Raw genomic sequence first — 16,245 nt, 5'->3', positions numbered from 1 at the left:
TAATTTTTTTCATAAGTTACATTAATATGTTCTACAAAATAAAAAATGACCCAAATCACTTTGAGTCATATAACTTTTAAGGACTGTACATAGTACAGCCCTTTTTATATATTAAATAATTATATCCTATTATTTATTAAGAGTAAATTCTAGTACCATCCTCTTAATTTCATAGCTTCAGCAACTCTCTTAATTGAATGCATATAAGCAGCTTCTCTCATTGTAACATTGTACTCTTCTTTGATTTTCCAAATAGATTCAAATGCTTTAACCATAGCTACTTCTTCTTTTTGCTCTACTTCTTCTTCTGACCAGTAGTATCCATATAAGTTTTGTACCCACTCGAAGTAAGAAACTGTAACTCCACCAGCATTAGTTAATATGTCTGGAGTAAGAACTATTCCTCTTTCAGCAAATACTTCATCAGCCTCTGGAGTAGTTGGTCCATTAGCAGCTTCACAAACTAATTTAGCTTTTATAGATTCAGCAACTTCTTTAGTTATAGAGTTTTCTAATGCAGCTGGGATTACTATATCAACATCTGAAGCCCAGAACTCTTCTAAAGATATTCTCTTAGCTCCTGGGAAGTTTAATAAGTTACCATGCTCTTTCATATGATCTAACATAGCTTGACCATCTAACCCATTTTCATTGTATATAGCATAAGAACCTTCTGATTTACACCATTCAGCCATAGCTACGACAGTACCACCAAGTTTTTCACAGTTAAGAACTGTGTAAGAACCAACGTTTCCTATACCTTGAACAGCTAATTTAGCTTTTTTCATATCTATTCCTAATTTAGCAGCAGCTTCTCTTGCAGTTACAGCAACACCAAATCCAGTAGCAGCTGTTCTTCCTAAAGAACCACCAAATTCAACTGGTTTACCAGTTAAAACACCTATAGCACTTTGTCCAGTTAATTTATTATATTCATCAACCATCCAAGACATTATTTGTCCATTAGTGTTTACGTCTGGTGCAGGAACGTCAACTTTTTCACCTATTAATTTATATATTCCATCTATGTATCCTCTACTTAATCTTTCTAATTCACCTTGAGATAAAGTTGATGGATCTACTATTATTCCACCTTTACCTCCACCATATGGTATACCTGTTACAGAACATTTGAAAGTCATCCATATAGATAAAGCTTTTACTTCGTCTCTTGAAACATTTGGATGGAATCTTATTCCACCTTTTGTTGGCCCTACTGCATCATTATGTTGTGATCTAAATCCTTTAAAAGTTTTTATAGAACCGTCATCCATTTTTACTGGAATTGAAACCTCAATAACTCTCATAGGTTCTTTTAATAATTCATAAACTGCTGGTTCCATACCTAATTTATCACATGCATTTTTTACTTGAGATTGCGCCATCTCGAAGACATTTACATCTTTTCCTGACATTTGAAAGCCCCCTTATAAATACGTTATAATTATGTATACTCCATTTAGAAAAACCATTTCCTAAATTTACAGTTTAATTATAGCACACTTTATTGCAAATTAGTATATCATTTTTTCAGTTTATTTTTTAACATGGGAGGAAGTTTATTTTTTTAATTTTATGAATGTTAATATCTATTTTTTGTACATTAACTAAAGTCATTCTCTCAATAGACTTTTTTATTATCTGTTGCATACTTTCAATTTTTTTTATAATTTCTAAATCATTGATATTTATACTTACAAAAATATTCATAAAATTATTGCAATTCTCTATATTGATTTTATTTATTCTATCAATGCTTCCAAAGTTGTACACTTCATATTCAATTATTTGTTTAATTACATCTGCATCAATATAAACTTTGCCAATATAACTAAAAGTAGGTCTTATAATTGTCTTTTCTAAAACGACCATATTTATATTATTTCCTTTTCTAAAAAGCCTTTTTAATGGATTTATACTAAGACCACTTGTCATATTTTTTATTTCAACTGCTGGAACAGGAATTACATGATTTCCTTCTTTTCTAGATTGTTTTGCTATTGCTATTTCATATTTAGTACTTATATCTTGAATATTTATAAATTTATAAACTTTTCCGATTGATAATCTATCTACAATCTGATTAATCATTTTTTTTGAAGTTCCTATAACAAGAATCTTATTTATATTTTCCTTCTCTATTACCTCTCTAACCTTCTGCCGATGTTCTAAATTATAAAAAATAGCTCTTTTAACTGCCTCAACAGTAGTCTTTGCTTGTTTTGCTGATATACCTACTAAAACTTTATTTCTATATATTAAAATACCATCATCAATTATATAATCTATGTCATTTTCATATGCAAACTCTAGTGCCTTATAACTTTTTCCTGTACCACTTGACCCAACTAAAGCATATACTTCCATTTGATATCTCCTTTATTAAATAGTTTCAGACTAATTGCTTCAAAACTTTATTATTAATTAAAGTTATTATATCACTACTAATTGAATATTATATCCAATACTAAAATTTATAAAATAAATAAAATACTAAAAGATAAGATTCCTTTATAAAGTAAAAAGTTGATTCAACGAAAAATCAACAAAAAAAATTTTACTTTTTAAAAAAAAGGAATATAATATACTTTAAAGCAAGGAAAACTTACTGGATTTACATTAAAAGGAGCTGGTAATATGAACATTACAAAAAAATTTTTAAAAGACTATTTAGAAAAATTTAATGAAACACCATTTCTAGTTAGGCTTAAAGACGGGGAAGAATTTCTAGTTGGAGATAGCTCTCCTCAATTTAAAGTTATTGTAAATAATGATATTAGCAAATCTGAATTATTAAAAAGTACATCTTTAGCACTTGGAGAGGCCTATATAAATAGAGACATTGAAATTGAAGGAGATTTATTTTTAACCTTAAATCTACTTCTAAAACAAATAGACAAATTTAGTATTGATAACTCAGCTGTAAAACATTTGCTACATTCATCTAATTCGATGAGACATCAAAAGAAGGAAATACACGCTCATTATGACATTGGAAATGATTTTTATAGTTTATGGCTAGACAAAACACTTAGTTATTCTTGTGCATATTTTAAAGATGATAATGATAATCTTTACGAGGCTCAGGTTAATAAAGTTCATCACATATTAACTAAACTAAATTTAGAAGAAGGTATGAGTCTTCTTGATATTGGTTGTGGATGGGGATTTCTATTAATAGAAGCTGCAAAAAAATATAAAATTCATGGTGTGGGAATTACACTTAGCGAAGAACAATTTAAAGAGTTTAATACTAGAATTAAAGAAGAGAATCTTCAAGATTACCTTGAAGTAAAACTTATGGATTATCGAGAACTTAAAGAATCAAACCTTACATTTGATAGAGTTGTTAGCGTTGGTATGCTTGAACATGTTGGCAGAGAAAACTATGAACTTTTTATTAAAAATGTAAATGCTGTCCTAAAAGATAGTGGATTATTTTTGCTTCACTATATAAGTGGCTTAAAAGAATCTTATGGAGACCCTTGGATAAAAAAATATATTTTCCCAGGTGGAGTTATCCCTAGCTTAAGAGAAATGATACATATTTGTAGCGATTATAACTATCATACTATAGATGTTGAAAGTTTAAGATTACATTATGTAAAAACTTTATTATCTTGGCATGAAAATTTCTATGATAATCTTCCTAAGATTAAAGAAATGTTTGATGATAAATTTATAAGAATGTGGGATTTATATCTTTGTTCTTGTGCTGCTGCTTTTAATACTGGCATTATAGATATACATCAAATACTTTTCACTAAAGGCATAAAAAATGATTTACCTCTAACTAGAGATTACATGTATTCTTGTTCAAAATAGATATTTTTATAAATTAATCAAATTTTGAACTTAATTATAAAAATAGAGCTATCTTTAAGTAAAGATTTTTATAAAGTAAAAATTCTCTATATTAAAATAGCTCTATTTATTATATTCTTATAAGCTTCTATTCAGCTATGTATTATACACTATAACAAAACTCTCCATTTTCTTTTATGTTAAAGAAGTCTGCATAACACACATCAAATATCCTATTTTCTAAATCAGATATTTCAACCTTATTTTTTATCAAATAAGTTAATACACCTACATATGAAATATCTCCCTGTATAACTGCTCCATAGATTATATTATCTTTAAAAATAAACTTTTTATAACAATCATTTCCATGTCTAGTTAATACTTTATAACTATCATCTACAGGTGTATTCATGCCTATAGAAATGGTTGGTATATCCATAAAATTCATACTATTTTTAAAAGCAAATTCATCTTCTACCTTTTTATCTTTTCCAACCATATTGTGTGCAGCTATAATTCCTTGTTTTACAGCTATAGGCCAGATAGCATTTTTACCTACAACATCCCCTGCTGCATAGATATCTTTTTGCGTTGTTTGGCATCTATCATCTATTATTATGCCTCTGTCATATTCTATTCCTGTTTCATCTAAAAAGTCAGCATTAGGTTTCACTCCTGTAGCTACGATTACCATGTCTGCATCAAGAATTTCTCCATTTGAAAATGCAACGCCTTTAACATCTTTACTATCATCTAAAACAATTTCTTGTATTGATGCACTTGGATAAAATTTTACGCCTTTTTCTTTAAATTTATTTTCGTATACTGATGCTGTATATTCATCTAATTGTCTATCTAGAATATATTTTTCCATAAAGGCCACTGAAATATCCAGCTGTTCATATTTAAATAGACCAATTAAAGCATCTATTCCAACTAATCCTGCCCCTATTATAACAACTTTCTTTGATTTTTCTGCCTTCTCTTTTATTTTATAAATATCATCTATGTTTCTTACAGAGTATACAAAATTTCCTTCTCTTAAATTCTTTATAGGAGGAATAGCAGAAGATGCACCTGTAGCTATTAAAAGCTTATCATAATTTACAGCGATGTCTTCCATTTGAACTAGTTTTTTATCTGTATCTATTCCTTTAACCGTTTTACCTGAAATCCAGTTTATGTTGTTTTTCTCCATAAAGTCTTCATCAACAAAGTTTATTTGCTTTAAAGTTCTGTGTTCAGATATAACATGATGTAGCATACATCTTGAGTATATATTTTCATCTTTAGAAATTACCACTATATTAGAATCTTTATCTAATTCTCTCAATGTTTTTGCTGCATTTATACCAGCAGCACTAGCCCCTAACACTACATAATTCATCATTTTCCTCCTTCTGTAATTCAATTGCACCACTTGGACAATTAGCTACACATCTAGGATATTCTTCATCTTTACATAAATCACATTTAAGTATGTTTTGCTTGCTTCTATCATCTGGTTTTAATAATCCATATGGACAAGACATTACACACATATAACATGAACCACATTTTTCTTCATCATATGAAACGATTCCACTCTGACTATCTTTATGCATTGCACCACTCATACATGCTAAAGCACATTCTGGCTCATCACAGTGTCTGCAAAGAATTGGAACTGGATTATTATGTTTGCTATCTAGTTCTATATGCCCTCTACTATCATTATCTACATTTTCTAAATCAAGAGTATACATGTTATAATCTTTATTATGCTTTAACATACAAGCTAATACACAACTTTTACAGCCTGTACATAAATCTTTATTTATAAAAATTCTATGCATTACATTCCACATCCTTTAACCCTAAATTTTTTCTTCTGTCTATTATTATTTGTTCTAATTGATCAGCTGAAGATTTAGGATCTGGATTCACTATAACATGTCCTCCTGTTAAGTCTTTTAATTTTTCTGTTAATACCTCTGTTACTAACTTTCCTCCTGTTATAAATGGAGGTAATGCTAAATGAAGAGGTAAACCAAGAGCAAGTCCAAAAGCTCCATCAGCTAATGCTTGTTCTTCCAACCATTGTGGAGCTGAAAGCACTAATGGTAATTGTGGTAAATCTATTCCAAGCTCAGCCGCTAACTCTGTTGCTACTATTTCAAGTCTTCCTATAGCTAAACATGGCCCGAAATTTAATACTGGTGGTATTCCTAAAGTCTTACATACTTCTTTTAAGTTTTCCCCTGCTAATTCTTCTGCTCCAGGTGACATAAGACCAACATTTTCTAATCCTCCAGTAGAACATCCTGCTGAAAGTACTATAATATCTTTTTTAATTAACTCCTTAGTCAATTCAACAGTATTTATATCATGACCTCCTGCTGTCATATTTGAACATCCTACAACAGCTGCAACCCCTTTAATTTTTCCTTCTGCAATTAAATTAATAAGAGGTTTCCATGAATCTCCTAAAAATGCTTTTAAATTCTTTTCACTTACACCAGTTAAAGACTGTTCAAATCCATGGTCTTTTGGTATATCTATTTCAACACTTCCTCTTCTCTCCTTATAAGATTCTAGTGCTTTTTGTATTAATGAATTACTAAGTTCATCTAAATTACTTCTATCTAATTCTATATATTCTGCATTTGCTTTTTTAGCAACATCATCTAAGCAAACCATTTTTACTTTATACTTATCTGCTATTGGCTCAAGTCCAGGTATAGTACAGTTAAATTCAGAAAGAACTATATCTATTGCTCCAGTTGATAAAACAGCTTCACTTGTAAAGTTATTACCCGCATGACCAGCAAATACTTCTTGATAATGTTCTCCTCTTAATTGTAAGTCTTGACCAACACATGTACATCCTACTAACTTAAATCCTTTTGCCCCAACAGATTGAGCTAACTTTATAACATCTTCATCTTTTAATCTATCTTGGAAATTTGCAAATGTTGAATGTTGATGACCTGTTATCATTATATTTATGTAGTCTGGATCTATTACATTAAATCCTACAGGAGCCATTCTTATAACTGGTTCTCCTAACATAACATCATTTAAAAGGTTCGTTAGAGTAAGACCATATAACCCTGTTGATATTCCTAAATTTAAACAGTTAACTAACATGTCTACTGGGTCACTGTTTAAGTTTGTTGATGATTTTACTATTGCATCAAATACTTCTGATTTTGCACCACCAGGCATTATGCCTAACTCTTTCCATTTTTTTACTCTAGGTGCATAAGCTATTTTTTCTACTAATTCCATCTTGTCATCTCTTGATTTATATAAATCATTTATAACTTTATCAGCTACTTTTATACATTTATCGTATTTTTCATCACTTTCTATTCCAAACATCTCTGCTAATTGATTTAATGTTTTTTCTCCCTTAATAACACCTTTAGTTATTCCAACATTTTTTAAATTCTTAGCTGTATTTTCTACCACATGTAAATAACAAGCTGCTCCTGATGCTACTGCTCTTAAAAAGTTTCTTGCTACTATAGTATCTGCATCTGCTCCACATACACCTCTTGGTGATTTTGGAGTTACTCTACATGGTCCATTTGAACAGAGTCTACAACAGACTCCTTGAAGTCCAAAACCACATTTAACCTTTTGATCTTCTGTTCTATGAAATGCTGTTTCAACATCCTTTGAAGCTACAAAACTTTCTAATTTCTTGTCCGCACTTTCGCACATTTTACAAGTGTTACAAGCCATTACAAATTCCCCCTTATATTTTTATATTAAAAAAGTAGATTTGATAGTATTATAGCAATTGACTATAATTTAACTATTAAAATCTACTTATTTAATACCACGTTTTCCCAACTTTAAAACAAAATATAAATTATTAAAATAAATATATATATTTATTTTTTTTTACACTTTTAATTATTTAAATCTTTACTTATTTTTTCTAGCTTATTTAAAACTCTATCTTTCTCACTTCCATCTAGTACTTTTGGTTGATAATTATTCCTAGAGCTGCTAGATGTTATTGCTGTTGGTATTATATTTGGCTCTTTAATTGAAGATAGTTTATTATCTGAGAAGGTAAAGGTTTGTTGATATATATAGCTATCTGTATCAGAAGGATTCTTATTTCCTCCAAAACAAAAATTTCCTAAACTGTAAGCTATATACTTATCTTTATACTTTTCTATACCTTGAACTACATGAGGATGAGAACCTATAACCAGGTCTGCACCCTTATCTATTGCATAATGAGCAAAATCTTTTTGTTTTTTATCTGGAGAATATTCCAGTTCTATTCCCCAGTGAAAATAAACCATAACAACATCTGACTTCTCCTTTATGGCTTTAATATCATCTTCCATTTGTTTTAAGTTTTTTTCATTGTATTCAGTTGACAATCCATTATATCCCAATAAACCTACTTTAATTCCATTAACATCTATTACTGCGTCTTTACCTAAACCAAAATAATTTATCTTATTTTCATCCAGTATGAACTTTGTATCTTTCATACCTTCTTCAAAATAATCCTCTGAATGGTTATTTGCAACACTTACTGCCTCTACACTTCCAGACTTCAAAATGTTTATATATTCTGGTTTGCCTTTAAATGCAAACTTCTTCTCTTTCGCCTTTGATGCATTAGTAAGAGGACCTTCTAAGTTAACTACTGTTAAATCATCTTTTTCAAATATAGATTTTACATTTTTAAGAAAATAATCATAATCTTTTCCTTGTCTTTCAAATTCATGGTTGAAACTACCATAGTATGATGAACCCTTATAGTTTCCCATAGTTACATCACCAGTAAAACTTATAGTTATATCTTGTTTTACAGGCTCTCTTTTTTGTTCTTCAACCTGACTTTGATTATTATTAGAATCTTTTTTAATGTTATTTTCCTTCTCAGAATTATTAGAACACCCTACTACAAATAACAATAAACTCATAATACATATGTAAACTAACTTATTTTTCATGTTAAATCTCCTTTAAAGCAATAAATTCTTAATAAAATATACTCTTTTAAAAGTATAACATTTTTAAATGTACTCCATACATAACTTTTAAACTTTAATTTTATTTTTAAGGTAAACTTCTCTAAGATAAATAAAAATATAAGCAGATTAAACTTTATTGTAAAACTTTAAAATAAGAATATCATAATAAAGTTTTTGTTGTAGAATTAATTTAATTGTTATATTCAATAATATTTGTTATAATGTTATTGAATTACAATACATATAAAAGGGAGGATTTCAAAATGGCATATAAAATTACTGACGCTTGTATAAGCTGTGGTGCTTGTGAGGCTGAATGCCCTGTTAGCTGTATATCAGCTGGAGACGACGCATATGTTATAGATGCTGGTTCTTGTATAGACTGTGGTTCTTGTGCAGGAGCTTGTCCTGTAGATGCACCTCAACCAGAATAATAATTGGTTATTCATAAAGAGACTGGCTTAATTTGATTTTATCAATATTAATCAGTCTCTTTTATTTATAGCCTAATTGTATTTTATATTTTAGAATGATACTCTGATATATAAATAAATCAGTTTTAAATTATTCGTTAAATATGACTCATTTCTAAGCTATTAATTTTAATATCACCTATATACCATATTCTATTTTCACAAGTTATATCTTGTTTTGCATCAAAAAAATTCAAATATAATCTATGAATATTACTATAAGTTTCTTTACATATGTTTATTTCTCAAGTCCACAGGATTCTTATTTTCTACTTTTCTATAAATAGCATATAATATGGAGTTAAATATAAATCTAATATTTTTAAAAACTATTTTATATATTCAATACTCTTATACTTTACTTCTAAAAATATACACAATACTCTCATTACTCAAAACCTGATTTTTTATTATTTTAAAATATTTTTTAGTTTATTTGTTTTAGTTTTTTCAATAAAAAGGCATTGAACAGATATGTTATTATTTAAATATGTGTATTATCACAAGCTTATCTATTACAGGATGCTTATTTTGTATACTAAAAAGAGAGGCTCTATTGCATGATCTTTAAAACCATTTTGGAGCACTCTCTTCTCTATCCAATACCACATTCATATTCTTGTTCATTTAAAAAACTATAATAATATTTTCCAGTATTTATAAGTTCCTCATGAGTTCCCTCCTCTACAGATTTTCCGTCCTTGATGACATATATCTTGTCTACATTTTTTATTGTCGATAGTCTATGTGCTATAATTATAGTTGTTTTATTTTTCAAAAACTCATTTATATTTTTTAATATATCTCTTTGTGATATATTGTCCAATGCTGATGTTGCTTCATCAAATATCAATATTTTAGAATTGCTTAGCAACGCTCTTGCAATAGATATTTTCTGTTTCTGTCCTCCAGATAGTTTTACACCTTTCTCTCCAACTATAGTTTCAAAACTATTCTCAAGGTTACTTATAAAATCATACACATCGATTTTTTTACAGATATACTCTACATCGTTTTTAGATATATTTTTATTCCCTAAAGTTAAATTGTTGAAAATTGTATCATCAAATAATAGTAAGTCTTGAGTTATAACAGATATCTGTTTTCTTATATCCACTAAATTATAATCCTTTAAATCAACATCATCTACTTTTATACTTCCTTTATCAATATCCCAAAGTCTAAATATCAACCTAGCTATTGTAGATTTACCACATCCGCTAGATCCAACTAATGCAGTTGTTTTTCCATTTTTAAACTCTAAAGTTAGATTATCTATAGTCTTAATCTCATTATCATAGGAAAATTCAACATTCTTAAATTCGATATTGCCTACAAAATTTTCTTTACACCTATTTCCATTATTATTTTGTTTTATAATTACTGGTTCATCCAATGCATTAAATATCCTATCTATGGAGACTGATGCCTGTTGAATTCTAGTATTAGACTTAATTATACTTGTGCAAGGCATAATCAGCATACTTGTATATTGTTGAAATGCAATAAGTTCCCCTATACTCATTTCCCCCTTTATTATTTTTATTCCTCCATAACAATAAATTGATATTGTTATTAAACTGCTCAATATCATTGCTATTGAAATATTTGTTGAAATTATTGTATTGAGCCTTATCCATTTATCTACTATTCCTTTTTCTTTTTTTACATATGTTCTAAAAAACTTTAATACTGATTTTGATATCACTATATTCATCATATTAGAAACATATTCTTGAACTAAGTTTGACACATCTCCTGAATCTGTTCTTATTTCTTTTGTCTTAAGTGCTATTTTTTTTGTAAATTTCGATTGACTAAATATTATTACTATCTGAATTACTAAAACTATAAGTAATAAATCAAATCTAATATTAACTAAAAATACTAATGCCGAAAAAGCTGTTATAACATTTACAATCAAAGAAAATATCATTTCTATCCCAAAATTCTCAACTATAAATATGTCATTTTCTAATATGGTTAATATATTTCCAGATTTTATATTTGTGTAATAGTTGCCAGATAGTTTTGATAGATGTTTTAGTAGCTTTAATTTTAGATTTATTGTTATTCTTTTTTTCATCTTTGAATATATATATTGTAGAGCTATTTCAGATAATGCCACGGTTATCTTTATTACAGAAAATACTATAACAAGCTTTATCAGCAATTCTACATTCCCTAGTTGTATAGCATCATCTAATATAATTTTTATCACTTGAGGAATTACTAAATCCAAAGCAGATATTGTCAATACGATAATAAATGCCATCATAATAACAACTCTATTATTTTTAAAAACCATTCTTAGAAATTTCTTTATATTTTTTTTATTTTTCAAAAGTTTACCTCCCAAGCATCTAAACATAACAAAACTTCATAAATAAAATATTATTCACACTTGTCCATTTATATTTAACTCAACAAGTTTTGTTAGAGTATGTACTGACACAAAGTCATATCTTGAGACATTTATGTATTCAATTTTTATATTAAATTTCTCTTCCATTTTTCTTATTACACTGAAACAATTATGATCATTTAAACCAACTCTATTACTAAACAAATTATAATCATATATATCTTCACTCTTATTATCTATTTTTAATACTTCTTTCAAAGTTTCCTTTACACTTTTTAAAATATAATTATTACTGTCATATGGTTCAACTTTATTATCATAATATCTTTTACTTGATAATAAGTCACTCTCAGACCATCTATTTTTTAATGCTAAAGATTCAAGTTCTTCATTCAAACCTTCCAATTCTATTTTGGGATATTTTGACATAACCTTAGCTATTTTTCCTGTTAATCTAGCTGTAGCTTGGCTGTTGCTTTTCCCAAATAATTGATATGAGTTATTTAAACTACAACTTAAATAAGAATTGTTGTCTATTACACATTGTATGTCATAATCCTTATTGTACCAAAATGAATCCTTATTCTCTAAGATAAATCCTTTTACTCCTATTACATTATCAAATATACATGGATAACTTGATTTATATCTATTTGCAAGTGAGCTTACTATTATTTTCCCATTTAAAAATAATTCTTTACATATACTATATAAATCACTTTGAAATTTATTTTCCTTTATTGATAAGCTTAAATTTATCAACCTTATATCTGTTTTCAATATAAATTTTAATGCTTCTTCAAGAACTTGTATATTGCTTCTTCCTTGACTATCCAATATTTTAATTGCAAATATATCTATATCTTTAAATTCTTTTTTTATTAGAGATGCACAAGCACTCCCATGACCATTATCATCACTGTATTCATCTCCAATTAATATATTTTTATCATTTAATATAAATGACCTTCCTCCAATTATATTTTCTTTTAAATAGTCATGTTTAATATCTATTCCAGTATCTAATATTGCTACTTTCACTCTGCTCATTGTAAAATCACCTATTCTTTTATTTTCCCATCAATTATAGAAATAACTCTATCTGAAATTTTGGCAATATTATTATCATGAGTTACAAGAAGTAATGTTTTATTAAGCCTTTTAGTAGACATCTTTAAAAGATCTATAACTATATCGCTATTTTTACTGTCTAGATTTCCTGTAGGTTCATCTGCTAATATAATGCTTGGAGATGTAGATAATGCTCGTCCTATAGCAACTCTTTGCTGTTGACCCCCAGATAACTGACTTGGAAGGGATTTCCTCTTATCTTTAAGCCCAAGCATATCTATTAATTCGTTTATATAATTCTCATCAATTTTTTCTTTTCCCATTAACAGTGGAAGTTTAATATTTTCTTCAACTGTAAGTATTGGGATTAGATTATACTGTTGAAATACAAAACCAATTTTTTTCCTTCTATATTCTGACATAGTTATATCTGAAAATATATTTATATCCTTATTATCAACAATTATTTTTCCAGAAGTAGCTCTCTCAATACCTCCTAATAAATAAAGCAATGTGCTTTTTCCACTTCCACTTGGACCCATTATTGATACAAATTCGCCTTTATCAATTTCAATATTTATATTTCTTAGAACTTCAACTCTTGATTCCTTTCTCCCATATATCTTGCACAAGTCTATTGTTTTTAATATATTCATTTTTCCTCCTGTAACTTTATTCTACTCCATTTATACATTCAACCACACGTTTGCTTTTAATTTGCTTGAATTGCAAATGAGCAGTTACAGCTCCTATAATTATATTTACTGCTGTAATTAATATATAATCCCAATATAGTAGGCTAAATTCTATTCCTAAACTTGATACTCCACTATTGAGATATATTCTTTTCTGCAAAATACATGATAATATAACGGTAACTAAACTTGACAATACTCCATAAGATATACCTTCATATACTATCATTTTATTTAAAATCTTTTGATTTGCTCCTATTGCTATTAATATTCCAAATTCATTGATTCTTGAGATTATGCTATATCCTATATTATTTATCACATTTATAATAGTAATTATAAAAATTATAAATACTATTCCTGTATTATAAATTTTGATTTTTTTATTTAATATCTCAACATCTTGTTTCTGCTTCACTATATTTGTCAATATTATTCTTTTAGCATTTGATTTTGATATGATTTTTGATATTTTATCTTCTATATTTTTATCATCTGCGCCTCTATCTAAGTTGATATTAACAGAATAATAATCATTTATACCTGTGCTAGCTTTAAATGTTTCCTGGTCGACAATAACATCCACGCTATTACTAGTTGTATTATACGCTTCATGCATATAATCATATGATACTATAGCTCCAACTTTAAATTGTTTATATACATATTCTGAATCGTAATCAGTTAATTTATAATACTTATCATCTATAATATTATCTTTCCTAAATTTTATACTAATTTCGTCACCAGGTTTTATATCTACAACACTTTTTCCATTTACTTGTGGAACAGGATTTTTTCCATTTATTTGAGGGATATATACAATAGCCAAATTATTTTCTTTAATTTTATTTATATCTATATTTCCTTCTATAATATAATCTTTCAATCTATTAAGAGCATTATCATTATATCCTCTAAAGTTGTTCTTTAAAATAGTCTCTTTTATTAATTTATCATTCATCAAATACTCTTTTTTAGGAGTATCTTTATTATAATAATTTAAATCATTAAAATAATCTTTATTCAAAATTTTTATATTATTCATTATTAACTTTGAATATGTAACTTGAGATGACTCTATATTTTTTACACCTTCAATTTTTTCTATCTCTTCTAAAATACTTTCATTTATTCCACTACTCTTATTATCATTGTATATATTCATCATAAAATCAGAATTCATATGTAAATTAGAAAAATAAACTGGATATCTCTTCTCTTTTAGATACCCATTATAGTTCAATAGAACAAACATAGTTCCACAAATACACATAGAAAGGATTATCATAAAAAAAGTTTTTTTATTTCTAAATATATTTTTAAGAGAAATTGCCTTAGAAAATTCTACAAACCTATTAAAGAAACTAAAACTAACAAAATTTCTTTCAAATACATTATCATTGCTTCTTTTTATCAAACTTATAATAGTATTGTTCATAATATTCCTACAAGTTAAAAAAGCTATTAATATTATAATAACTCCAATTGATAAGATTGATAAAATTATTATGTCTGCTGGAAAAATCAAACCTATTTTTATGATTTCACCATTTAATATAAATTTTGTATTTATATTTTCACCTAATTTATAAAAAATTTTAGCTCCTAAATATCCTGTTATTATACCTATAGGTATCGAAATAAAATATAAAATTCTTAGTTCTTGTAATATAACTTTAAACATGCCATTTCTATTAGTTCCTATTGCTCTTAATACACCATATTCTCCCATTCTGTTATATATAGATATATTGAATATTCCATATATAACAATTCCACATATTAAACTTACTACTAAAACTATTTTAAACTTATTATAAATTTCTTTATTTTCTGATGTTTCTAAACCTATTAAATCATTATGAGGTCTGATATTTTCCTTAGGGATGGAATTTTCTTTTGCTATTTTATTTATTTCATTGTTTATATCAATATTATTTTTAAATGCTATATATGTATTTATTTTATCCATATTATACAAATCAAGTGGTAACATTAGTTCCATATTAGCAATTGCCTTATGACTCTCTCTATCTTTAATAATACCAACTATCTTGAATTTTTCTTTTTTAAATCCTTTTTTATCATCTTTAACTTTCAACTCAATTTCTTGATTAATGTCAGGTTTAATACTTAAATTTTTCAATACCCAACTTTCAGCAATCATTTCATTTTTTTTATTTGGAAATCTTCCTTTTATTATTTCGGAGTCGCTTTTTATATAATCTTCGTTTACTAAAGTGAGCTCAACTAATTGCTTTTCTTCTTTTGATGTTGAAGCATTGTATACTTTCAAACCCATGTTAGCTATATTAGCTTTATCTTCAATCCTTTTAATCTGTTTTTTATTCAAATCACTAAATATTACATGATAAATTCCTTGAGTATACCTCATATTTTGTATTTCTGCATATCTTGTTGTCTCTAATAAACTTCCGATACCAACAATGAGAGCTATAGAAAGTATCATGCTTAGTACTATTGATATAGATCTTTTTCTATACATTTTTATATATTTTTTACTTAAATTAAAACAATCTTTATTCATTCAGCATCATGTCCTCCTTATGTCTCATATAATTAATATCATTTTGCATTTGATAAAAGTAATCATCTTATATAAAGATGATTACTTTTGTCATTTAAAATTTAATTTTACCAATATTGACTTCCAAAATATGCTGGTTTATCGTCAGCTGTACAGTCATCCCAACAAGGTGCATAATAATTACCATCTGGATCTGCTTGTGTTGAGCAATCTCTACTTTGAGATAAAACTTCTACCTCTTGTTTGTCCTGTATTTTTTCTACCTTTAACATATACATTTCCCCCTTTTATAAAT

13 protein-coding genes are annotated in these 16,245 nt (G+C 27.3%); 2 read left to right on the top strand and 11 right to left on the bottom strand.

Annotated features, from left to right (window positions below; all coding sequences use genetic code 11):
* Positions 1 to 149: 149 nt before the first annotated feature.
* Together gluD and IC758_RS01520 are read right to left on the bottom strand one after the other, a co-directional pair.
* Positions 150 to 1,415, bottom strand: coding sequence for a Glu/Leu/Phe/Val family dehydrogenase (gene gluD / locus IC758_RS01525; protein ID WP_227434603.1), 1,266 nt, complete (start codon positions 1,413 to 1,415; stop codon positions 150 to 152).
* A gap of 127 nt (positions 1,416 to 1,542) precedes the next feature.
* Positions 1,543 to 2,367: an ATP-binding protein gene (locus tag IC758_RS01520; RefSeq protein WP_227860698.1), complete on the bottom strand. Its 825-nt coding sequence runs from the start codon at positions 2,365 to 2,367 to the stop codon at positions 1,543 to 1,545.
* 270 nt (positions 2,368 to 2,637) lie between these two features.
* On the opposite strand from IC758_RS01520, the gene IC758_RS01515 reads away from it, so the two are divergent.
* Positions 2,638 to 3,825, top strand: coding sequence for an SAM-dependent methyltransferase (locus IC758_RS01515; protein WP_227860697.1), 1,188 nt, complete (start codon positions 2,638 to 2,640; stop codon positions 3,823 to 3,825).
* A 142-nt stretch (positions 3,826 to 3,967) separates the two neighbouring features.
* On the opposite strand, the gene IC758_RS01510 is transcribed toward IC758_RS01515, so the two are convergent.
* The 4 genes from IC758_RS01510 to IC758_RS01495 form a co-directional block, all read right to left on the bottom strand.
* Entirely contained in the window at positions 3,968 to 5,194 is a 1,227-nt protein-coding gene (locus IC758_RS01510) for an NAD(P)/FAD-dependent oxidoreductase (RefSeq protein WP_227434600.1), read from the bottom strand.
* Complete coding sequence (locus IC758_RS01505; RefSeq protein ID WP_227434599.1) at positions 5,169 to 5,642, bottom strand: 4Fe-4S dicluster domain-containing protein; 474 nt, start codon at positions 5,640 to 5,642, stop codon at positions 5,169 to 5,171. The genes IC758_RS01510 and IC758_RS01505 overlap by 26 nt, the downstream gene beginning before the upstream one ends.
* Entirely contained in the window at positions 5,635 to 7,536 is a 1,902-nt protein-coding gene (cooS, locus tag IC758_RS01500; protein WP_227860696.1) for an anaerobic carbon-monoxide dehydrogenase catalytic subunit, read from the bottom strand. Before cooS ends, IC758_RS01505 begins: the two co-directional genes overlap by 8 nt.
* Positions 7,537 to 7,706: 170 nt before the next feature.
* Complete coding sequence (locus IC758_RS01495; protein WP_227836198.1) at positions 7,707 to 8,774, bottom strand: CapA family protein; 1,068 nt, start codon at positions 8,772 to 8,774, stop codon at positions 7,707 to 7,709.
* 284 nt (positions 8,775 to 9,058) lie between these two features.
* On the opposite strand from IC758_RS01495, the gene IC758_RS01490 reads away from it, so the two are divergent.
* On the top strand, positions 9,059 to 9,229 hold the full coding sequence (locus IC758_RS01490) for a DUF362 domain-containing protein (RefSeq protein ID WP_009888017.1): 171 nt from the start codon (positions 9,059 to 9,061) through the stop codon (positions 9,227 to 9,229).
* Between the two features lie 634 nt (positions 9,230 to 9,863).
* On the opposite strand, the gene IC758_RS01485 is transcribed toward IC758_RS01490, so the two are convergent.
* The 5 genes from IC758_RS01485 to IC758_RS01465 form a co-directional block, all read right to left on the bottom strand.
* On the bottom strand, positions 9,864 to 11,612 hold the full coding sequence (locus tag IC758_RS01485; RefSeq protein WP_227834955.1) for an ABC transporter ATP-binding protein: 1,749 nt from the start codon (positions 11,610 to 11,612) through the stop codon (positions 9,864 to 9,866).
* 54 nt (positions 11,613 to 11,666) lie between these two features.
* Complete coding sequence (locus IC758_RS01480; RefSeq protein ID WP_227824865.1) at positions 11,667 to 12,683, bottom strand: S8 family serine peptidase; 1,017 nt, start codon at positions 12,681 to 12,683, stop codon at positions 11,667 to 11,669.
* An 11-nt stretch (positions 12,684 to 12,694) separates the two neighbouring features.
* A complete protein-coding gene (locus IC758_RS01475) occupies positions 12,695 to 13,360 on the bottom strand; it encodes an ABC transporter ATP-binding protein (protein WP_227834956.1) in 666 nt (221 codons plus the stop codon).
* 16 nt (positions 13,361 to 13,376) lie between these two features.
* Positions 13,377 to 15,950, bottom strand: coding sequence for an ABC transporter permease (locus IC758_RS01470; RefSeq protein WP_227834957.1), 2,574 nt, complete (start codon positions 15,948 to 15,950; stop codon positions 13,377 to 13,379).
* A gap of 107 nt (positions 15,951 to 16,057) precedes the next feature.
* Positions 16,058 to 16,222, bottom strand: coding sequence for a hypothetical protein (locus IC758_RS01465; RefSeq protein ID WP_153885192.1), 165 nt, complete (start codon positions 16,220 to 16,222; stop codon positions 16,058 to 16,060).
* Between the last annotated feature and the right edge of the window lie 23 nt (positions 16,223 to 16,245).

The organism is Clostridioides sp. ES-W-0016-02, from assembly GCF_020641035.1.
GTDB lineage: Bacteria > Bacillota > Clostridia > Peptostreptococcales > Peptostreptococcaceae > Clostridioides.
Note: the sequence above shows the minus strand (reverse complement) of the source record. Positions and strands in the feature narration are given on the sequence as shown.

Excerpts from the sequence above, each read along its gene's own strand:
- IC758_RS01520 (WP_227860698.1), bottom strand. The coding sequence starts at position 2,367 with ATGGAAGTATATGCTTTAGTTGGGTCAAGTGGTACAGGAAAAAGTTAT.
- cooS (WP_227860696.1), bottom strand. The coding sequence starts at position 7,536 with ATGGCTTGTAACACTTGTAAAATGTGCGAAAGTGCGGACAAGAAATTA.
- IC758_RS01470 (WP_227834957.1), bottom strand. The coding sequence starts at position 15,950 with ATGAATAAAGATTGTTTTAATTTAAGTAAAAAATATATAAAAATGTAT.
- IC758_RS01465 (WP_153885192.1), bottom strand. The coding sequence starts at position 16,222 with ATGTTAAAGGTAGAAAAAATACAGGACAAACAAGAGGTAGAAGTTTTA.
- gluD (WP_227434603.1), bottom strand. The coding sequence starts at position 1,415 with ATGTCAGGAAAAGATGTAAATGTCTTCGAGATGGCGCAATCTCAAGTA.
- IC758_RS01515 (WP_227860697.1), top strand. The coding sequence starts at position 2,638 with ATGAACATTACAAAAAAATTTTTAAAAGACTATTTAGAAAAATTTAAT.
- IC758_RS01495 (WP_227836198.1), bottom strand. The coding sequence starts at position 8,774 with ATGAAAAATAAGTTAGTTTACATATGTATTATGAGTTTATTGTTATTT.
- IC758_RS01480 (WP_227824865.1), bottom strand. The coding sequence starts at position 12,683 with ATGAGCAGAGTGAAAGTAGCAATATTAGATACTGGAATAGATATTAAA.
- IC758_RS01505 (WP_227434599.1), bottom strand. The coding sequence starts at position 5,642 with ATGCATAGAATTTTTATAAATAAAGATTTATGTACAGGCTGTAAAAGT.
- IC758_RS01490 (WP_009888017.1), top strand. The coding sequence starts at position 9,059 with ATGGCATATAAAATTACTGACGCTTGTATAAGCTGTGGTGCTTGTGAG.
- IC758_RS01510 (WP_227434600.1), bottom strand. The coding sequence starts at position 5,194 with ATGAATTATGTAGTGTTAGGGGCTAGTGCTGCTGGTATAAATGCAGCA.
- IC758_RS01475 (WP_227834956.1), bottom strand. The coding sequence starts at position 13,360 with ATGAATATATTAAAAACAATAGACTTGTGCAAGATATATGGGAGAAAG.